The sequence below is a fragment of the Tsukamurella sp. DT100 genome, assembly GCF_049844855.1.
Lineage (GTDB): Bacteria > Actinomycetota > Actinomycetes > Mycobacteriales > Mycobacteriaceae > Tsukamurella.
In genome coordinates, this window is sequence record NZ_JBNCLV010000006.1 from 48,995 (window position 1) to 67,350 (window position 18,356).

The following is an 18,356-nucleotide window of genomic DNA, read 5'->3' on the forward strand; positions in this document are numbered from 1 at the left end:
AAACCACCGTCCAAGAACGACGATCCCTCCGCTAATTGAGCCTGTGGAGTTCCGCGCCCTCGGCGTCGCGGGTGACCACCGCGCCGGGTGCCCAGACGGAGACCCCGCCCTGCCAATGATCTATCTCGAGTTCATTGCCATAAGGATTCACGACGTCGGCCAGCATGAACTGCCCGCCGCCGAGGTCGTACGTCATCCCGCTCGGTTCGAACATGACCGTGAAGGGCGCGTCCCCGTCTGCGGTGAGCTTGATCCGCAGGAAGGGCTCGGGTTCAGCGTTCATGCTCTTCCCCTGCATCGACTCGACCCAACGCCCGGGCCATTGAGGAACAAGTAAGGCCCCTGGCCAGTGTTTCCACTGATCAGGGGCCCTGCTGTCGTCTCAACCAACGAGTCGGGGTGGCGGGATTCGAACCCACGACCTCTTCGTCCCGAACGAAGCGCGCTACCAAGCTGCGCCACACCCCGTGGTGACAACCTGCAATAGATTACTACAGCCACCGTCGGGCAGGAAATCGCCAGGTCAGGCCTGTACCGCCTCCGGCGCGATGACGGGCCCGAGCTCGACCTCCCGGTCGCGCACCGGCGCGCCGACGAGGGTGAGCAGCGAGGCCTCCGGCCGGCAGAAGGTGCGGAACGGCGCCCACGGCGACGTGCCGAGCCCGGCGCTCACGTGCAGCTTCATGTGCGCGCCCCACGCGGAGGCACCCTTCACCCGCGACCGGTCCAGCCCGCAGTTGGTGATCAGGGCGCCGTACACCGGCAGGCACAGCTGCCCGCCGTGCGTGTGGCCGGCGAGCGCAAGGTCGTAGCCGTCGTCGGCGAACCGGTCCAGCACGCGCGGCTCCGGCGAGTGGGTGAGCGCGAGCCGCAGGTCGACGGACTCGTCGGCGCGCCCGGCGATGGTCTCGTACCGGTCCCGCTCGATGTGCGGATCGTCGACACCCCCCACCTGGATCGTGACCCCGCCGGCCTCGAGCCGCCGCCGCTGGTGCGTCGCGTCCAGCCAGCCGCGCTCGGCGAACGCGGCCCGCAGGTCCTGCCAGGGCAGGGGCTCGCCGTGCTTGCGCTCGTGATCCTTGTCGAAGTACTTCGCCGGGTTCTTCGGCGTGGGCCCGAAGTAGTCGTTGGAACCGAAGACAAACAGGCCCGGGCGGCCCAGCAGCGGGTTCAAGGTCTGCACGACCGACGGGACCGCCCGCGGGTGCGACAGGTTGTCGCCCGTGTTCACCACCAGGTCCGGCTTGAGCGCGGCGAGCTCGTGCACCCAGGCCTGCTTGAGCCGCTGGCCGGGCGTCATGTGCAGGTCCGAGATGTGCAGGATCCGCAGCGTGGGCGTGCCCGGCGGCAGGATCGGCAGCGTGTGCTCACGCAGCGTGAAGGCGTTGCGCTCGAAGACTCCCGCGTAGGCGAGGGACGCGACACCCGCGCCCGCCAGCCCGGCGCCGGCCTTGAGAAGAGGATGAACTGCCATTCCCCCAGGATACTCAGCTGCCGCACCCTCGCACACCGCGTAACTTGGACGTCATGTCAGAAGTGAAGGCCGCTATCCGCGACGACCTCAAGACCGCGATGAAGGCCAAGGACGTCCTGGTCACCGGCACGCTGCGCATGCTGCTGTCGGCGATCCAGAACGAGGAGACCTCCGGCACGGCGCACGCGCTGACCGACGAGGAGTTCCTCAAGGTGGTCGCGCGCGAGGTGAAGAAGCGCGGCGAGGCCGCCGAGATCTTCGACGCGAACGACCGCGCCGAGCTGGCCGCCAAGGAGCGCGCCGAGGCCGAGGTCATGTCCCGCTACCTGCCGAAGCAGCTCGGCGACGACGAGCTGAACGCCCTCGTCGACGCCGCGATCGCCGAGGTGACCGCGGAGCTCGGCGAGGCGCCGACGGTGCGCCAGATGGGCCAGGTCATGAAGGTCGCCAACGCGAAGGCCGCGGGCGCCGCCGACGGCAAGCGGCTCTCGTCCGCCGTCAAGGCCCGGCTGGCCTGACGGTGGCGAGCGTGCGCCGGCCCGGCGCGATGTGGCTGTGGGTCCTCGTCTCGCTCGCCGCGGGCGCGGGGGCCATCGCCCTGTACGTCACCGCGATCATCCAGTGCTCGGCGCTGCTCGGCACCACGGGCTACCCGGGGAACTTCCCCTCGTCGCCGCTGGGCGTGCGCACGATCACCATCCTGGTCATCGCGATCGCCGGGCTCGTGGTGGTCGCGGCCATGGCCTTCACCGGCCTCTTCGCGCTGTTCGGACAACGCTGGGCGACGGTGCTCTACGGCCTCGCAGTGTTCGTGGGCTTCCTCCTCGCCGCCGCGTCGGTGCTGCTCGGCAACGAACGCGACTACAGCGATCCGGTGAGCCGCTTCGGCGTCGACCACAACGGCGCACCCCTGGCGGGCCTGCCCATGTGGGGCGCCCTCATCGTGATGTTCCTGATGCTGATCTCGCTGGCGCTCACCCGGCCGGTGTACCGGTACGCGGTCGAGCGCAACGGCGCGTGACGATCCTCGGTGCGTGTCGGCGACGGAACGCCGGACACGCATCGCAGAGTCGCACCGAAGGTCACAGCGCGCCGAGGGCGTAGCCGCCCCACACCGCCACGACGCTCGCGCCGAGCGTCACCAGCCCGTACAACGCACCGTCGCGGTAGTGCTTGTCCCGCAGGAGCGTCAGGGTCTCGACGGTGGCGGTACTGAAGGTCGTGTAGCCGCCGCACACGCCCGTGCCCAGCACCGCCAGCGCCGTCCCGCCGAGCCCTCCCCCGGCGACGGCTCCGGCGAGCAGTCCGAGCACGAACGAGCCCGAGACGTTGATCGCCGCCGTGGCCCAGAAGGAGAGGCGGGCGCGGAGTGCACCGTCGACGAGGTAGCGCAGGACGGCCCCGAGGCCCCCGCCGACGGCGATCAGGAGGGTCGTCATCGTCGTGTCACCGCCGCCCCGGCGAGGGCCGCGACGAGGCCGAGGAGCACCGTCGCACCGGCGTACAGCGCGCCGACGGCCGGGGCCGCGTCGTGGATGTCCAGCGCGAACGCGCTGTAGGTGGTCAGGCCCCCGCAGAAGCCGGTGCCGAGCAGCAACCGGATGCGACGGTGCCGCTCGTCGTCGGGCCGCTGGGACAGAGCCTCGACGATGCCGCCGAGGAGGAACGCGCCGAGCATGTTCACCGTGAAGGTGGACCAGGCGAAGGGGCTGTGCGGCAGCCAGTGCCCCACCTCGGCGCGGACGAAGGTGCCGGCCGCGCCGCCCAGGAAGACGAGCCCCAGGGCGGCGGGCCGCAGTAGCGTGCTCAGGCGCCGATCAGACCGCGGTGGTCAGGTCGACGTCGATGTTGCCGCGCGTCGCGTTCGAGTACGGGCACAGCTGGTGCGCCTTGGCGACGAGGGTCTCGGCGTCCGCTTGGGCGAGGCCGGGCAGCGTGGCCTTGATGGCGGCGTTGATGCCGAAGCCGGACTCGGTCTTGCCGAAGCCGACGGTGACGTCGACGGTGGTGTCGTCCGGGACGGCGACCTTCTCGTTGCGGCCCACGGCGCGGATCGCACCCAGGAAGCACGCCGCGTAGCCGGCCGAGAACAGCTCTTCGGGGTTGGTGCCCTCGCCGTTGCCGCCCATCTCCTTCGGGGGCCGGGTGTCCAGGTCGATGCGGCCGGTGGCCGACTTCACGTGCCCGTCGCGACCGCCACCGGTGGCGGTCGAGGAGATGGTGTAGACGACGTCCAAGCTCATATCCGGCGCTCCTTCGCGTTGTGCCCGCCCGGTCCGGGCGGAGTTCCCTCCCGACAGTAGTCCGAATCACAACCGGCCTCCGGCCGATGGTTCGATCCGCCGCCGGGCGGTGGATCAGGGGGCGCAGTCGGGGCAGTAGCCCCAGAAGGTGACCTCGGCCTCGTCGATGACGAAGCCGTGGTCGTCGTCGGCGGTAAGACACGGCGCGGCACCGACGGCGCAGTCGATGTCGACGATCTTCGCGCACGACCGGCACACCAGGTGGTGGTGGTTGTCGGCGACGCGGGCCTCGTAGCGAACGGCGGAGCCCGCGGGCTCGATGCGGCGGAGCAGGCCCTTCTCGGCGCACACCCGCAGCACGTCGTAGACGGTCTGCGTGGCGACGGTGCCGAGCCTGCCGCGCAGGTACTCGGCCACGTCGTCGGCCGTGGCGTGCGGGTGCCCGTCGAGGTAGCCGAGCGCGGCGACGCGGGGCGCGGTGATCCGCAGCCCCACGCCCCGCAGCCGGTCCTCGGCGGTGTCCACCTCAGTCATGCGAACTAGACTACGCCCGATTTTGGAATGATTCCAGGGTCAGTCGCCGGGTGTGAGCAGTCCGGCCACGCGGCCGCGCCACTGCCGTTTCCCCAGATGGGGCGTCCCCAGGAAGTCCTCGATCACCGGGGCCAGCTGGTCCGCCCGCGCGACGAGATCGACGTGGCCGCCGTCGTGCGCGTACAGCGTGGCCCGCGGCATCAGCTTCTTGAAGATCTTCCCGTTGATCATGGGGATGATCGGGTCGTCCTCGCCGAACACGAGCAGGGTCTTCTGCCGGATCGCCGGCAGCGCGAAGATCGACGTCCACACCGCGCCCGCCAGCAGCTGGTGCAGGTACCCCATCTTCGAGCCCGCGTGCAGCTGCCGGATGAAGAGGTCCGCCACCTCCTGGCCGTCCTCGCGCACGCTGCCCCCGTACAGTTCGCCCGCGATCTGCGCCCCGTACTCCGGATCCTTGAACCGGCGAGGAGTGACCATCTTGGCCAGGACCAGCGGATTGCCCGGCACCATGATCGCGCCGGTTCCCGTGGACACCAGGATCAGGCGACGGCAGCGCATCGGGTTCTGGAAGGCGAACTGCTGTGCCAGCGCGCCGCCCCAGGACAGGCCCAGGACGTCGACGACGCCGATGTCCAGCTCGTCCAGCACCCGGCCCAGCACCCACGCGAGGTACGGAAAGCCGTACGGCAGGATCGATGTGGGCGATTCACCCGTGCCGGGCACGTCGAAGCGCAGCACCGGGCGCTGCGGATCGAGGGCGTCGACGAACGGGTCCAGCACCTCGAGGCTCGCGCCGATCCCGTTGCACAGCACCAGCGGAACGCCCACTCCGGGCCGGTAGCGCACCCGGATCCGCTGGCCGCCGGTGGCGATCAGCTCGTCGGGCAGCTCGACCTCCGTGGTCGTCGTCTCGTCGCTCATCGGTACAACACCACCGTCTCGGCGATGCACGCCGGGCGGTCGGCACCGTCGACCTCGTAGGTCAGCCGGATGACGGCCTCGATCCCGGCCGGCTTCTCCTGCGCCCCTGCCAGTTCCACGGCGGCACGCACGCGCGCTCCGACGGGGACCGGCGCGGGGAAGCGCACCTTGTTGAGGCCGTAGTTGACGCCGGCCTGGACCTTCTCGATCACCAGCGCCTCGGCGATGAACAGCGGCGCCAGCGAGAGGGTGAGGTAACCGTGGGCGATCGTGCGTCCGTACGGCCCCGCGGCCGCCTTCTCCGGATCGACGTGGATCCACTGGTGATCACCGGTGGCGTCGGCGAAGAGGTTGACCCGCTCCTGATCGATCGTCATCCACTCGGTGGTGCCGAGCGGCTGCCCGACGAGGCCGAGCAGGTCCTGGGGGGTGGAGATCGTGGTGGTCATGGGTGTCCTCACTTCTCGTGCACGAAGGTGCCGGGTGCGGGCGCCAGCGGCTCGTAGCCGGGGGCGCCGAGCTGGGTGGGCGCGTCGATCTCAGCGCCGTTGCGCTCGTTCAGCCAGGCCAGGTGGTGCGGCCACCACGAGCCGGCCTGCTTCTCGGCCGCCTCGAACCACTCCTCGGGGGTCTGGTCCTGCAGCACCGGGCCGGTGCGGAACGACGACTTCGGGTTGCCGGGCGGGTTGACCAGCGCGGCGATGTGGCCGGCGGTGGACAGCACGTAGGTGTTGTTCTTGCTGCCCAGCAGGGCGGCGCTGCGCTCGGTGGCCTGCCACGGGCAGATGTGGTCCGAGATGCCGCCCAGCACATAGGCGTCGCACTCGACCTTCGACAGATCGACGGGGGTCCCCATCATCATCTGCTCGCCGGGCGTCACCAGGGTGTTGTGCAGGCCCATGGTGACCATGTCCTTGTGCAGGTTCGCCGACATCCGGGTGGTGTCGGCGTTCCAGAAGAGCACGTCGAAGGGCGAGGGCGACTTGCCCTGGATGTAGTTGTTCACCCAGTAGCGCCACACCAGGTCCGTCGGGCGGAGCCAGGCGAACATCTCGGCCATCGCGGCACCGTCGAGGTAGCCCTTGCTCGCGGACGAGCGGATGGCCGCCTCGGCGCCGCGCTCGCTGGCCAGGGCCGAGCCGAGGCCGGCGTGGCTCTGATCGAGGACGGTGACGCCGAGGGTGAGCCCGGCGATCCGATCGCCGTGGCCCGTCGCGAACAGGTGGGAGATCATCATCGAGGTGAGGATGCCGCCGGAGCAGGTGGCGAAGATGTTCGCCTTGTCGGCGCCGGTGATCACCTCGAGCGCGTCCAGCGCCTTGACGATGGATTCGCCGTACTCGTCGAAGCCCCAGTCCCGGTGCCGCGCCGACGGATTGCGCCAGGAGATCGCGAAGACCTGCTGGCCGCCCTTGACGTAGTACTCGATCAGGCTGCGACCGGGCGCGATGTCCATGATGTAGAACTTGTTGATCACCGGCGGCACCAGCAGGATCGGCACCTCGCGCACCTGCTTGGTCTGCGGGGCGTAGTGGATCAGCTCGAACATCCGGGTGCGCAGGACGACGGTGCCCTTCGTCGTGGCCAGCGTCTCGCCCACCGTGTACGCGTCGGGGTCGATCATAGACGGGATCCGGGGCGTGCTCGCCATGTCGCGGGCGAAGTTCTTCGCGCCGCGCAGCGCCGACAGGCCGCCGGTGTCGATGAGCGCCTTCCAGCCCAGGGGGTTGAGCAGCGGGCTGTTGGTCGGCGAGAGGCCCTCGATCGCGTTGTCGAGGACGAACCGCATCTTCTCGGCGTCCTTCCAGTCGAGCTCGGCGTCCTCGTACAGCTGGTCGGCGGTGTCGGACGCCGCGAGGTAAGCCTGCTCGACGCGACGCAGAAGCGGGTTCTCCTTCCACGCCGGGTCCGAGAAGCGGAAGTCGCCCTTCTTCGGGGCGCGCTGGCTCTTGCCCGCGGCGATGAGCCCGAGCTCCTTGACCAGACCCGCGCCGCGCTCGGCGACGGTGACGGGCTTGCCGGCCAGGGACTGCGCCATGCGCGCCCACGCGGCGTTGGGCATCATGCGGGAGGCGAAGGACTTCGTCGAGTTGACGAGCAGCATGTCGAGCGGGGCGCCGAACTCGTCCTCAGGTGTGCGATCGGTGTCGGTGGTGGTCATGGCAGTGCCTCGACTCTCTGGAGGTTCGGATTCAGGCGGAGTACTCGGACGGGATGCTGATGTCGCGCTTCTGGACCTTGCCGGTGGCGCCCTTGGGCAGCTCCGTCAGCACCCAGACGTGGCGCGGGTACTTGTAGGAGGCGACGCGCTCCTTGACGAAATCGCGGACGGCCTCGGCGGTGAGGGTGCTGCCGGCCTTGAGCGCGACGGCGGCGCCCACCTCCTCGCCGAGCGAGGAGTGCGGGATGCCGACGACCGCGGCCTCCGCGATCTCGGGGTGGCTGTAGAGCACCTCTTCGAGCTCGCGCGGGTAGACGTTGAGGCCGCCGCGGATGATCATCTCCTTCTTGCGGTCGACGATCGAGAAGTAGCCCTCCTCGTCGACGATGCCGATGTCGCCGGTGGAGAACCAGCCGTCGGCGTCGATCGAGGCGGCGGTGGCCTCGGGGAGGTTCCAGTAGCCCTTCATGATGTTGTGGCCGCGCACCTGCACCTCGCCGCGCTCGCCCTGCGGGACCTCGTTGCCGGCGTCGTCGACGACGCGCATGAAGACGCCCTCGATCGGGGTGCCGATGGTGCCGGGCTTGCGGGGCTTGTCCGGGTGGTTGAAGCAGGCCACGGGCGAGGTCTCGGAGAGGCCGTAGCCCTCCATGATGATCGCGTTGAAGGCCTTCTCGAAGTCGGCGATCACCTGCAGCGGCAGCGCCGCGCCGCCGGAGCCGCAGGCCCGCAGCGAGGAGACGTCGTCGCCCGGCTGCAGCGCGGCGACCAGCGCGGCGTACATGGTGGGCACGCCCAGGAAGACGGTCACGCGATCGCGCCCGATGACCTCGATGGCCTTGCGCGGATCGAAGCGCGGGATCAGTGTGAGCGTCGAGGCGAAGCGCACCGCGGCGTTGAGGCCGCAGGTGAGGCCGAAGACGTGGAACAGGGGCAGGCAGCCCATCACCACGTCGTCGGTGGTCAGGTGCAGCAGCGTACGGCCCGAGATCTCGCAGTTCATGCCGAGCCCCTGATGGGTCAGCTCGGCGCCCTTGGGCTTACCGGTGGTGCCGGAGGTGTGCAGGATGACCGCCGTGTCCGACGGATCGCGGGGCTCGACCGCCGTGGTCGGCTCGTACTTCGCGAGGAGAGTGGCGAGGGCGGCGTCGTCGCCGAAGTGGCACGCCGCGCCGGCGGCCTTCGCGCCGGCCTCAGCGTCGTCCGCGAAGACCGGGGTGGCGAACAGCGCCTTCGCGGAGGTGTTCGCGAGGTAGTACTCGACCTCGGCGGCCTTGAGCAGAGGGTTCATCGGGACCGCGACGGCGCCGCGGCGCATGATGCCGTAGAAGACGATGGCGAACGCCGGGGTGTTCGGGAGCATGATCCCGACGCGGTCGCCGGGCTCGATCCCCTGCTCGGCGAGGTAGGTGGCGAACCGGGCGGACGCGTCGTCGAACTGCGCGTAGGTGAACTGGAGATCGTCGCACTTCAGGGCGACGGTGTCGGCGTGCGAAGCAGCGGCGGCGGTGAGGTTCTCGGCGAGGTTCGTCATCGGAGGTCCTTCGTGGGCGGGTGTCGGATTCGTCCTTTACAGAGTGACCCGGAACACCCTGTCGCGTCGATGGTGACGCAAACACCGTTCCGCCCGCTGGGGTGTCACGAAACACAATCACCACAGCTTGGTATTGCAGTCTTGCGACTACGTGCCTTTGTCAGCCTTTATTCCTGAACGGGCCCGGAGGCGGTGAGCGACGGCCGGCGCCGGTGGAAGTCGGTGACGCCCTGGTAGGCGTGCCCCGCCTGCAGGACCAGCTGCTCGGCGAACTCCCCGCCGACGAACTGGAAGCCGAGCGGGGTGCCCCGATCGGTGAAGCCGCCGGGGAGGGTCAACGACGGCAGCCCGGCGATGTCCAGGGGCGCGGTGGGAACGAGGAGACCGGCGAGGAGGTCCTCGTCACTGCCCAGGTTCGCCATCTGCGCGAGGGTCGGCGAGGCGATGCCCGTGCCGGGGAGCAGCAGCAGATCGACGGTGGCGAACAGCCTGCGGCAGCGACCGATGAAGTCGCGCCGCCACTCCAGCATCCCCTGGTACTCGACGCCGCCGATGCCCTGCCCGAGGGTGATCAGGTCCCGGAGGTCGGGCCCGTACTCGGACTCCCGCCCGGGGAAGGTCGCGCGGTGCTCGTAGGCGGTCTCCACGGCGCACAGCGGCGCCCAGTGCTGCGCCGCCGCGGGGAAGTCCGGGGTCTCGACCTCGACCACGAGGAAACCGAGGTCGCGCACCGTCTCGACGACCCCCTCGAGCATGGCGCGCGTGGGCGCGTCGAAGGTCTCGTTGAGCCGGGGGTCGACGCCGAATCGCGGGGCGCGGCGCAGGGTGATGTCGCGCAGGTAATCGGGGACGGGGAGCAGCGAGGCCGTGGGGTCGTTGACGTCCTGGCCGGCGATGACGCCGAGGATGGCGGCGCAGTCCCGCGCGCTGCGCGCCATCGGACCGACGTGATCCATGCTCGCGGCCAGCGCCGTGCTGCCGTAGCGGCTCACCCGCCCCCAGGTGGGCTTGAGGCCGGTCGTGCCGTTCGCGCTCGACGGCAGCCGGATCGATCCGCCGGTGTCGGTCCCCAGCGCGCCGAAACACAGCCCGGCGACGGGCGCCACGCCCGAGCCGCTGGACGAGGCGCCGGACCAGGTGTCCGCGTCCCAGGGGTTCACCGGCGTCGGCAGGTCGGGATGGTGACTCGTGTAGGCGCCCTCGGTCATCGTGAGCTTGCCCAGGATCACGGCGCCCGCCGCACGCAGGCGCGCGACGACGGTGGCGTCGTGGTCGGAGCGGTGTCCCGCGTGCACCGTGCTGCCCGACGCGGTCGGGGCGTCGGTGGTGTAGAACAGGTCCTTCACCGCGACGGGGACGCCGTGCAGCGGCCCGCGCCACCGGCCCCGCGCGAGTTCGGCGTCCGCCCGCGCGGCGGCCTCGAGCGCCGCCTCCCGACCCACGTGCGCGTAGCTGTGCAGGGCCGGATCGAGGGCGTCGATCCGTGCCAGGAGCGCCTCGGTCACCGCGGTGGAGGTGATACGTCCCGAGCGGAGCAGCTCCGCCACGTCGGTCAGGTCGAGGTGGGCGAGATCGTCCGTGTCGGGCATGGAGGCTCCTCCGGTCGCTGTGGCGCACGTCACCGTGCCGCGATCTCAGGTTGTCACATCGCGCGAAGCCCCCACCTGGAAACGGACACGGGCGTCGACCTCGAACGCGAGGCACAGCTCCGCGACCTCACGGGGCGAGCCCACCGAGCGGCCCGTCAGCTGTTCCACCCGCCGCAGGCGATGCCGGACGGTGTTGGGGTGCACGAACAGTGCGGCCGCGGCGTCCTTGACGTTGCCGTCGTGCGCGACCCACGAGCGGAACGTGGCGAACAGCGGCTCGCGGTCGTCGTCGGGCAGGTCGTAGAGGCCGCGGAGCACGCCCCGCGCCAGGTCGACGGTGGTCTCGGGCGCCGCGATCGCGGCCGTGCCGAGCACGGAACCGTCGAACACCGAGACGCCGATGCCCGGCCCGACCAGCTCGCGGCGTGCGAACGTCAGTCCCTGCGGGGTGTCGCGCAGGTCTCCGAAGGGCGCGCTCACGCCGACACGGGCGACGGCCACGCGGCGCAGCAGGTCGATCACCGCGGTGCGCACCGCGGGCGTCGGGGCGTGGATGATCCCGATCTGCTGGTCCGGCAACAGTCTCCACGCCGAGTAGGCGTCGATCGCGCGCAGCCGATCGGCGATGCCCGGCAGCGGCGCCCGCCCCACCTCGACGGTGGCCGCCGCCACCGCGAGATACGGGCCCGTCGTGGGGATGCGGAGGATCGTCGCGATCTCCCACAGACTCTGATCGCTCGGGATACGCCCCTGCAGAAGGTATTCCGCGAGGGCCGCGCGCTCGGCGGCGTCGTCCAGCGCCTGCTCGGTGGTCCGGTCCCGGTGCGCCCCGGCCATGGCGTCGACGAACTGGTCCTGCGCCTCCCACATGTGCTGCGTCGCGGAGAGCAGGGCCTGCCGGCTCAGCCCGGGCCGCGCCTCCGCGATCGCGTGCACCTCCTGCCAGACGCGGTGCACCCCGATCCGGTAGGCGTGCATGACGGCTGCCAGCGGCACCCCGATCTCGGCGCGGGTGCGGCCGGTCTCCGCGGCCGGGGCGGTGTCGAAGGACGTGGCGGTGAGCGCCCGGACCATGTAGGTCAGGTTGTCCCGCACCGCCTCGGTGACCATCTCCTCCGAGACGGCGCCCGCGTCGGCGTAGAAGGGGATCTGGCGCCGGATCGACGCGACGACGGAGACGGTGATCTCGCCCATCCGCGCGGTCAGGGCGTCCCGGATCTGCGCGATCTCGGCGTCGACGGCATCACTCACGCCTGTCGATTGTGCTGCTTCCCGTCGCGGCGCGGGCGCGATTGGGCTGGCTAGACTCCGGCGCATGGATCTCATCCGGCACCTGCGCTTCTTCGTAGCGGTCGCCGAGGAGCAGCACTTCGGCCGCGCCGCCGACCGGCTCGGGATCACGCAGCCCCCGGTCTCGGCGGGCCTGCGCCGGCTCGAGGAGGCGCTGGGCGTCACCCTCATCGACCGGAGCCGACGGGGCGCCGACCTCACCCCGGCCGGGCGCGAGCTGCTTCCCCGGGCCCGGGTCATGGTCCGCGACGCCGACCGGTTCGTGGCCGAGGCGGCGCGCCTCGGCGCCGGGGCCGGGGAACGCCGGGTCGCCCTCTGCGATGCGCTCGGCGGAGCGGTGGCCGCCGCCTGCGCCGCCGCCCTGGCCCCCGGGGTCGACGGTGCGCCGCTGACCCTCTCGGCCGGCGCGTCGCCCCAGCTCGCGCGGGCCGTTGCCGAGGACCTGCTGGACGTCGCGGTGGTCGAGCACCCCGTGCTGGGGGACGGCGCACCGTCGGGGCCCGTGATCGCTCTGCCGCGGGACTTCCTGGTGCCCGAGGGATTCCGGTCGCCGCGCCTGCGCGACCTGTCCGCGCTGGCGGTGGCGCTGCCGCCGCGCGCGGCGAATCCGCCCGCGGCGGACCTGCTGCTGGACCGGCTCACGGCGCGGGGCATCACGTCGACGGTGCTCATCACCGAGACCGAGGCCGCCGCGCACGCCGCCGTGGCCGCGGGGCTCGCGTTCACGCCCGTCGCCGCCGGGGACGACGTCCCGGCCGGTACCGCGCGCCGCGCTGCGACCGACTTCCCGTTGCGGGTCAAGGTCCTCGGCCGCCGCGACCACCCGGACGCGGCGCGGCTGGAGTCGGTGCTGTGGCGGCTCGCGCGGTGACCCCGGCCGAGCGGATCGACGCCGTCTTCGCCGACGCGGGATGCAACGGCTGGCTGCACGCGCGCGTCGTGGGGTCGCCGTTCGGCCCCGCGGCCGTGCTGTCGCTCGGCGGCGAGCAGCCGGTCGTCCCCGCGTCGGTCTACAAGGTGGTGCTCCTGGTCGCGGCGGCGCGCGCCGTCGACGCCGGGCGGCTCGATCCCCGCGCGCGGGTCGTCGTCGACCCCGCGGCCGCGACGCCCGGGCCGACGGGGATCGCGACGCTGTCGGATCCGGTCGAGCTGACCGTGCGCGACCTGCTGCGCTCGATGGTCGCGGTCTCCGACAACGCGGCGGCGGGCGTGCTGATGGAGCTGGTGGGGCTGGACGCGGTGCAGCGGACGGCCGACGACCTGGGACTGCGCGGCACGCGGATCGTGGGTGGCGACGCCGAGATCCAGGCCGCGATGATGGCCGAGACCGACACGCACACCGTCGCCGAGGCCTTCGCGGCGCTCGCGGACGACGACCTCGCGCGCCCCGTGCGCGCCTACGATCCGACCTTCGGCAGCGCGACCACCGCCGCGGACATGACCGCGCTGCTCGCCGCGATCTGGTCGGACACCGCGGCGTCCGCGGAGCAGTGCGCCTTCGCCCGCTCGGCGCTCGCGGGGCAGGTCTTCCGGCACCGCGTCGCCTCGGGCTTCGGCTCGGCACCGTCGATCGCGGGTAAGACGGGGACCCTCGGCGCGCTCCGCAACGAGGTGGCGGTGGTCGCGTACCCGGGCGAGCACCCCGTCGCGGTGGCGGTGTTCACGCACGCGGCGCGCAACGATCCGAGCCTGCCGCGCGTGGACGCGGCCATCGGCACGGTTGCGGCGATCGCCGTCGACGCGCTTCGCATGCCGCTCGACCTGCACTGATAGCGAATGACTATCGTCGGCGCCGGTTTCGCTCTTTGGCGGGTATCGCCGCTCGCGGGTTGACTGGGCGCATGCGCTCCACCCTGCACCGGCCCGCCCGCCCCGCCCGCGGCGGCGCGGCGATCCTCGCGATAGCCGCCCTCGCGGCCTCGCTCGTCGCCTGTTCCGAGGACGACGTGGTGACCAAGTTCGCGACCGCCCTGTCGGGTCGGGACGCCTCGCAGGCCGCGGGCCTCACCTCCGATCCCGAGTCCGCCACGACCGCGCTGCAGGCCACGTTCGACGGCATGGGTGATGCGAAGCCGACCGTCACCGCCGGCAAGGACGGGGAGGAGCGGACGCTCACCTGGTCGTGGGCGCTCCCCCGCAAGCACGGCGTGCGGTTCACCACCAAGGTCGCCGCCGGGGGCGGCAAGGTCACCTGGAAGCCGACGGTCGTGCATCCCGACGCGACGTCCGAGGGCGCGCGGCTGCTCTACGCCGACGAGAAGCCGTACAGCACACCGGTCGTGGACCGGAAGAACGCGCCGTTCCTGACCTGGCAGACGGTCACCGTCGTGAACCTGGACCCGGCGAAGGCGACCTCCGCGGCGGACGCCCTCGCCACGCGGCTCGCCGCCGCCGACCCGACGGTGACCGCCGCCGGCCTGCGGAAGACGGTGGAGGGCAAGGACTCCCCCACCGCCGTGATCTCGCTGCGCGCCGCCGACGCGAAGAAGGTCGGCAGGCTCACCGGGATCGACGGGGTGACGGTCCGCGAGGAGGGCCGCCTGCTGACCGCCGCGCCGGTGCTGCGGTCGCCCGTCGTCGCGGGCCTGGAGGAGAAGTGGCGCAGCGCCGTCGACGCCGCGGCGGGCTCCTCGGTCACCGTCGTCGACGGGGAGGGCAAGCCCCTGCGCCTCGTCGACTCCTTCCCCGCCGCGCCGGTGCAACCGGTACGCACCACGCTCGACGCCGGACTGCAGCGCGCCGCGAACGCCGCCGTCGCGGGTGAGAAGCGCGCGACGATGCTCGTCGCGATCCGTCCGTCCACGGGCGGCATCCTCGCGGTCGCGCAGAACGCGGCCGCCGACAAGCAGGGCCCCGTCGCCCTGACCGGCCTCTACGCGCCCGGCTCGACCTTCAAGACCATCACCACGGCCGCAGCGCTGGACGCGAAGATCACCACCCCCGACGCGCAGCTGGCCTGCCCGGGGCGCGCCACCTTCGGCGACCGCACGATCCCCAACGAGAACGAGTTCGCGCTCGGCACCGTGCCGTTGCACACCGCCTTCGCGAAGTCCTGCAACACCACGATGGCGGGCCTGGGCACGAAGCTCGGCGACACAGCCCTCACCGACACGGCGAAGCGGTTCGGGCTCGGCGTGGACTTCACGATCCCCGGGATCACGACGGTGACCGGCTCGGTCCCCGCCGCCCGCACCCCCGCCGAGCGCGTCGAGGAGTCGATCGGGCAGGGCAGGGTCACCGCGTCGCCCTTCGGCCTGGCCGTCGTCGAGGCCTCGCTCGCGGCCCGCACCATGGTCCGGCCCTCGCTGTTCGACGGTGAGCCCGCCCCTGCGAACGCGCAGCCCCAGCCGATCGACCCGGGCGTCGCGGACGCGCTCCGCACCGCGATGCGCGAGACCGTGACCTCGGGCACCGCGACGGCGCTGCGCGACATCGAGGGGCTGGGCGGCAAGACCGGGACCGCCGAGTTCGGCGACAACACCCACGCGCACGGCTGGTTCGCCGGGATCGTCGGCGACCTCGCCTTCGCGACCCTCGTGGTCTCCGGCGAGAGCTCGGGCCCCGCCGTCGCCGTGAGCGGCGCCTTCCTCCGCGGCGCGGGCGGCGACCTTCCCTGACCCGGAACAGCGATTGCCTTTTGTCCGTTTCCTAGGGCAGCATCGCCGGGTGACGAATCGATTGAGAGGCCCGGCGAGCGCACTCGCACTCCTCGTGCTCGCCCTGCTCGCCTGGGGAGCGATCGCAGCGGTCGCCCCGCCGGCACCGGCGCCCGCCACCGCGCCGGCGGACACCTTCAGCGCCGAGCGCGCGCGGGTCCACCAGGAGCGGGTCAGCGAGAAGCCCCACCCCACGGGGTCGCCCGCCGCCGCTGACGTCCGTCGGTACATCGTCGATCAACTCGGGTCCGCGGGGATCGACACCCGGATCCAGGACGCGGTCGGCTCGACCACGGCGTTGGGCGGCGCGTCCTCCGCACGAGTGCAGAACGTGATCGCGACTCTCCCGGGCTCCGATTCGTCAGGAACGCTCTTCCTGGTCGCTCACTACGATTCGGCGACGATCTCGCACGGCGCGGGCGACGACGGAGCCGGCGTGGCCACGCTCCTCGAGACCGCGCGCGCCGTCCGCGCGGGGGCCGCGCTGCGCAACGACGTGGTGTTGCTGTTCACCGACGCCGAGGAGGCGTGCCTCTGCGGAGCAGAGGCGTTCGTCACCCAGGACGGCCTGGCCGCGAAGGGCGGCGTCGTGCTGAACTTCGAATCGCGGGGGTCGTCGGGGCCGTCGATCATGTTCGAGACCAACCGGGGCAACTCCGACCTCATGTCGCTGTACGGAGCAGCGGTCCCGAGTCCTGTGGCCACCAGTTTCGCGGTCGAGGTCTACCGCAAGTTGCCGAACGACACGGACTTCTCGCCCTTCCGCGATGCGGGCGGGTTCACCGGGCTCAACTCGGCGTACATCGACGGCTCCGCCACCTACCACCAGCCGCAGGACGACGCCGCGCACCAGTCACCGGCGTCGCTCCAGCACATGGGCGCCAATGCGCTCGCCATGACGCGGGCGTTCGGCGCCGCGGACATCGCGACCCTCAAGGAACCGACGGGCGCGGACGCCACCTACTTCCCGGTTCTGGGCCGGTTGGTCCGGTACCCCGGTGGATTCGTCTGGCCGATCGCGCTGCTCGCCCTCCTCGCCGTCGGCGCCGCCGCCGTGGTCCTCCGCCGCGAGCGCACGACCACGCCGCGCCTGGTCGGCTGCGTCGCGTGGGGCGTCGTGCCCTTCGTCGGAGCCGCCGCGGTCTCCCTGGCGCTCTGGAAGGGGCTGGTCCTCGTGCAGCCGGAGTACGGACGGTTCGCCGACCCGTGGTCGCCGGGATGGTTCCGAGTGGCGGTCGTCGCGCTCGTGCTCACCGTGGTTCTGGCATGGATCATGCTGCTCCGCGGGCGATTCGGCGTAGGGGAATTGACCGTGGGAGCACTCTTCTGGCTCGCCGCCCTCGGTGTGGTCCTGGCCGCACTCGCGCCCGGCGGTTCCTATCTCGCCGCTCTGCCCGCCCTGGCGGGAGCGCTGGCGGTGATCGTCGACGTCCGCACGCGGTGGGGTCTCCCGGCTCATCTGGCCGCGGGCGCCGCGACCGTGGCGGTCCTGGCACCGACGGTCGCGCTGTTCTTCCCCGCGATGGGCCTGCGGATGGCGGCTCCGTCGGCACTGCTCACCGCCGTCATCGCCGTGGTGCTGCTGCCGCTGGTGGACGGCCTGTTCCCGGCGGCGACGGACGGGCCGCGCGCGACGGTTCGCGCGATCCCGGCGCTGTCCGCCGCGCTGGTGGCGGTGGTCGCCGTGAGCGCGGGCGTTGCGGCGAACCACCCGACCGCGGCGCATCCGACACCGGTGAACATGCAGTACGCGCTCGACGCCGACGCGGGGAGGGCGTACTGGGTGCGATCGGGCGACGATCCGACGGGGTGGAGCGACGCTCTCGTCCGCACCCGCGCGGACCTGTCGGCGGAGTTCCCGATGCTCGACGAGGAGACGACGGTCGGTGACGCTCCCGTCGCCGCACTCACCCCCGCGGACGTCCAGGTGGTGTCCGAGCGGGTCGAGAACGGCGACCGGGTGCTGCAGGTGCGCATCCACTCCACCCGTGGAGCGCGGGTACTCCAGCTGACGCAGCAGGAAGGGGTCGTGCGGGCGGCGTCCGTTCGGGGGCGCGACGTCCCGGTCGGCGACCGCTTCTCGCTGCTGTTCCACGGCCTCCCCGAGGAAGGACTGGATCTGTCGCTCACCGTCCGGGGAACGACGAAGCTCCGTCTGCGCGTGGAGGACGCGAGCGACGGGATCGACGCAGTGCCGGGCTTCCTCCGCCGCCCGGACGGGGTCGATGCGCAGGGGGACCACACCGCGGAGATGGCGATCGTCTCGCGCACGGTGACGATCTGAGCTCCGGGCGCGCCGCCCTCGCCTAGGATCGACGGGTGTTCGTCAAGGTGTGTGGACTGCGGACGCCCGAGACCGTGGACGCCGCGGTCGAGGCGGGCGCCGACGCGGTCGGCTTCGTCTTCGCCCCCGGCAGCGTCCGGCTGATCGAGCCCGCGGACGCCGCGGCGCTCGTCGCACGGGTCCCGGACGGAGTCGAGGCGGTCGGCGTGTTCCGCGGCCAGCCGATCGAGGAGGTGCTGCGCCTCGCCCGCGACGCCGGCGTCGAGACGATCCAGCTGCACGGCGACGAACCCGACGATCACTTCGCGCGCGCCGCCGGCGCCGGCTTCCGCACGATCCGCGCGATCTCCGCCTCCCGGTTCACCGAGTCCGGCCACGCGGGCGACGAACGCCTGCTCATCGATGCGACGGTGCCCGGGTCCGGCGCGACCTTCGCCCCCGCGGACCTGCCGGTACCGCCCGCCGTCGACTGGCTGCTCGCCGGCGGCCTGCGCCCGGACAACGTCGCCGCGCTGATCGCCGCCTTCGGGCCGTCGGGCGTGGACGTCTCCAGCGGTGTCGAGTCGGCACCCGGGGTGAAGGATCCCGCGCTGATCCGCGCGTTCGTCGCCGCCACCCGGTCCTGACCTGCGGTTCCCGCTCCGGCACCGTCCCCTACGGGGAGTAG

Annotated in this window: 19 protein-coding genes and 1 tRNA gene; 7 read left to right on the forward strand and 13 right to left on the reverse strand. The window is 71.9% G+C overall.

All coding sequences use genetic code 11. The features are described from left to right. Positions 1 to 31 precede the first annotated feature (31 nt). The 3 genes from ACLQ3K_RS15500 to ACLQ3K_RS15510 form a co-directional block, all read right to left on the reverse strand. Complete coding sequence (locus tag ACLQ3K_RS15500; protein ID WP_224648253.1) at positions 32 to 283, reverse strand: hypothetical protein; 252 nt, start codon at positions 281 to 283, stop codon at positions 32 to 34. Positions 284 to 394: 111 nt separating this feature from the next. After that, positions 395 to 468: transfer RNA gene (locus tag ACLQ3K_RS15505), tRNA-Pro, on the reverse strand. Between the two features lie 55 nt (positions 469 to 523). Beyond that, positions 524 to 1,474, reverse strand: coding sequence for a metallophosphoesterase (locus tag ACLQ3K_RS15510; protein ID WP_426000539.1), 951 nt, complete (start codon positions 1,472 to 1,474; stop codon positions 524 to 526). 53 nt (positions 1,475 to 1,527) lie between these two features. On the opposite strand from ACLQ3K_RS15510, the gene ACLQ3K_RS15515 reads away from it, so the two are divergent. Continuing rightward, the gene (locus tag ACLQ3K_RS15515) at positions 1,528 to 1,992 is read left to right on the forward strand and encodes a GatB/YqeY domain-containing protein (RefSeq protein ID WP_224648249.1); all 465 of its coding nucleotides are present in this window, start codon (positions 1,528 to 1,530) and stop codon (positions 1,990 to 1,992) included. A gap of 11 nt (positions 1,993 to 2,003) precedes the next feature. After that, a complete protein-coding gene (locus ACLQ3K_RS15520; RefSeq protein WP_224648247.1) occupies positions 2,004 to 2,495 on the forward strand; it encodes a hypothetical protein in 492 nt (163 codons plus the stop codon). Positions 2,496 to 2,556: 61 nt separating this feature from the next. On the opposite strand, the gene ACLQ3K_RS15525 is transcribed toward ACLQ3K_RS15520, so the two are convergent. From ACLQ3K_RS15525 to ACLQ3K_RS15570, 10 genes are all read right to left on the reverse strand, one after another. Continuing rightward, complete coding sequence (locus ACLQ3K_RS15525) at positions 2,557 to 2,913, reverse strand: fluoride efflux transporter FluC (protein WP_224648245.1); 357 nt, start codon at positions 2,911 to 2,913, stop codon at positions 2,557 to 2,559. After that, positions 2,910 to 3,284 carry a fluoride efflux transporter FluC gene (locus ACLQ3K_RS15530; protein ID WP_426000881.1) on the reverse strand — a complete coding sequence of 125 codons (375 nt, stop codon included), beginning with the start codon at positions 3,282 to 3,284 and terminating at the stop codon, positions 2,910 to 2,912. Before ACLQ3K_RS15530 ends, ACLQ3K_RS15525 begins: the two co-directional genes overlap by 4 nt. 7 nt (positions 3,285 to 3,291) lie before the next feature. Then, complete coding sequence (locus ACLQ3K_RS15535) at positions 3,292 to 3,717, reverse strand: organic hydroperoxide resistance protein (RefSeq protein WP_426000542.1); 426 nt, start codon at positions 3,715 to 3,717, stop codon at positions 3,292 to 3,294. Positions 3,718 to 3,831: 114 nt separating this feature from the next. Further along, positions 3,832 to 4,251, reverse strand: a complete 420-nt coding sequence (locus ACLQ3K_RS15540; protein ID WP_336670818.1) for a Fur family transcriptional regulator — start codon at positions 4,249 to 4,251, stop codon at positions 3,832 to 3,834. A gap of 39 nt (positions 4,252 to 4,290) precedes the next feature. Continuing rightward, the gene (phaZ, locus tag ACLQ3K_RS15545) at positions 4,291 to 5,175 is read right to left on the reverse strand and encodes a poly(3-hydroxyalkanoate) depolymerase (protein WP_426000544.1); all 885 of its coding nucleotides are present in this window, start codon (positions 5,173 to 5,175) and stop codon (positions 4,291 to 4,293) included. Further along, positions 5,172 to 5,624: a MaoC family dehydratase gene (locus ACLQ3K_RS15550; protein WP_068525956.1), complete on the reverse strand. Its 453-nt coding sequence runs from the start codon at positions 5,622 to 5,624 to the stop codon at positions 5,172 to 5,174. Before ACLQ3K_RS15550 ends, phaZ begins: the two co-directional genes overlap by 4 nt. 8 nt (positions 5,625 to 5,632) lie before the next feature. Further along, entirely contained in the window at positions 5,633 to 7,336 is a 1,704-nt protein-coding gene (locus tag ACLQ3K_RS15555; RefSeq protein WP_426000547.1) for a PHA/PHB synthase family protein, read from the reverse strand. A 31-nt stretch (positions 7,337 to 7,367) separates the two neighbouring features. Then, positions 7,368 to 8,870 carry a long-chain-fatty-acid--CoA ligase gene (locus ACLQ3K_RS15560; protein WP_426000549.1) on the reverse strand — a complete coding sequence of 501 codons (1,503 nt, stop codon included), beginning with the start codon at positions 8,868 to 8,870 and terminating at the stop codon, positions 7,368 to 7,370. Between the two features lie 167 nt (positions 8,871 to 9,037). Then, entirely contained in the window at positions 9,038 to 10,459 is a 1,422-nt protein-coding gene (locus ACLQ3K_RS15565) for an amidase (RefSeq protein WP_426000551.1), read from the reverse strand. 45 nt (positions 10,460 to 10,504) lie between these two features. Continuing rightward, the gene (locus ACLQ3K_RS15570; protein ID WP_426000553.1) at positions 10,505 to 11,710 is read right to left on the reverse strand and encodes a PucR family transcriptional regulator; all 1,206 of its coding nucleotides are present in this window, start codon (positions 11,708 to 11,710) and stop codon (positions 10,505 to 10,507) included. A gap of 64 nt (positions 11,711 to 11,774) precedes the next feature. Between ACLQ3K_RS15570 and ACLQ3K_RS15575 the strand changes: the two genes are divergently transcribed. The 5 genes from ACLQ3K_RS15575 (at position 11,775) to ACLQ3K_RS15595 (ending at position 18,315) form a co-directional block, all read left to right on the forward strand. After that, positions 11,775 to 12,620, forward strand: coding sequence for a LysR family transcriptional regulator (locus ACLQ3K_RS15575; protein ID WP_426000555.1), 846 nt, complete (start codon positions 11,775 to 11,777; stop codon positions 12,618 to 12,620). Then, positions 12,602 to 13,519, forward strand: a complete 918-nt coding sequence (locus ACLQ3K_RS15580; RefSeq protein WP_426000557.1) for a serine hydrolase — start codon at positions 12,602 to 12,604, stop codon at positions 13,517 to 13,519. Before ACLQ3K_RS15575 ends, ACLQ3K_RS15580 begins: the two co-directional genes overlap by 19 nt. Before the next feature lie 71 nt (positions 13,520 to 13,590). Further along, the gene (locus ACLQ3K_RS15585; RefSeq protein WP_426000559.1) at positions 13,591 to 15,366 is read left to right on the forward strand and encodes a penicillin-binding transpeptidase domain-containing protein; all 1,776 of its coding nucleotides are present in this window, start codon (positions 13,591 to 13,593) and stop codon (positions 15,364 to 15,366) included. 49 nt (positions 15,367 to 15,415) lie between these two features. Next, the gene (locus tag ACLQ3K_RS15590) at positions 15,416 to 17,689 is read left to right on the forward strand and encodes a M28 family peptidase (protein WP_426000561.1); all 2,274 of its coding nucleotides are present in this window, start codon (positions 15,416 to 15,418) and stop codon (positions 17,687 to 17,689) included. 35 nt (positions 17,690 to 17,724) lie between these two features. Then, positions 17,725 to 18,315 (forward strand): phosphoribosylanthranilate isomerase, encoded by a 591-nt coding sequence (locus tag ACLQ3K_RS15595; protein WP_426000563.1) that lies wholly within the window; start codon positions 17,725 to 17,727, stop codon positions 18,313 to 18,315. Positions 18,316 to 18,356: the final 41 nt, after the last annotated feature.

What these genes read in the sequence shown, in the direction of transcription:
- ACLQ3K_RS15565 (WP_426000551.1), bottom strand. Translation starts at nt 10,459, where the DNA reads ATGCCCGACACGGACGATCTCGCCCACCTCGACCTGACCGACGTGGCG.
- ACLQ3K_RS15510 (WP_426000539.1), bottom strand. Translation starts at nt 1,474, where the DNA reads ATGGCAGTTCATCCTCTTCTCAAGGCCGGCGCCGGGCTGGCGGGCGCG.
- ACLQ3K_RS15585 (WP_426000559.1), top strand. Translation starts at nt 13,591, where the DNA reads ATGCGCTCCACCCTGCACCGGCCCGCCCGCCCCGCCCGCGGCGGCGCG.
- ACLQ3K_RS15555 (WP_426000547.1), bottom strand. Translation starts at nt 7,336, where the DNA reads ATGACCACCACCGACACCGATCGCACACCTGAGGACGAGTTCGGCGCC.
- phaZ (WP_426000544.1), bottom strand. Translation starts at nt 5,175, where the DNA reads ATGAGCGACGAGACGACGACCACGGAGGTCGAGCTGCCCGACGAGCTG.
- ACLQ3K_RS15535 (WP_426000542.1), bottom strand. Translation starts at nt 3,717, where the DNA reads ATGAGCTTGGACGTCGTCTACACCATCTCCTCGACCGCCACCGGTGGC.
- ACLQ3K_RS15500 (WP_224648253.1), bottom strand. Translation starts at nt 283, where the DNA reads ATGAACGCTGAACCCGAGCCCTTCCTGCGGATCAAGCTCACCGCAGAC.
- ACLQ3K_RS15525 (WP_224648245.1), bottom strand. Translation starts at nt 2,913, where the DNA reads ATGACGACCCTCCTGATCGCCGTCGGCGGGGGCCTCGGGGCCGTCCTG.
- ACLQ3K_RS15515 (WP_224648249.1), top strand. Translation starts at nt 1,528, where the DNA reads ATGTCAGAAGTGAAGGCCGCTATCCGCGACGACCTCAAGACCGCGATG.
- ACLQ3K_RS15575 (WP_426000555.1), top strand. Translation starts at nt 11,775, where the DNA reads ATGGATCTCATCCGGCACCTGCGCTTCTTCGTAGCGGTCGCCGAGGAG.
- ACLQ3K_RS15540 (WP_336670818.1), bottom strand. Translation starts at nt 4,251, where the DNA reads ATGACTGAGGTGGACACCGCCGAGGACCGGCTGCGGGGCGTGGGGCTG.
- ACLQ3K_RS15560 (WP_426000549.1), bottom strand. Translation starts at nt 8,870, where the DNA reads ATGACGAACCTCGCCGAGAACCTCACCGCCGCCGCTGCTTCGCACGCC.
- ACLQ3K_RS15550 (WP_068525956.1), bottom strand. Translation starts at nt 5,624, where the DNA reads ATGACCACCACGATCTCCACCCCCCAGGACCTGCTCGGCCTCGTCGGG.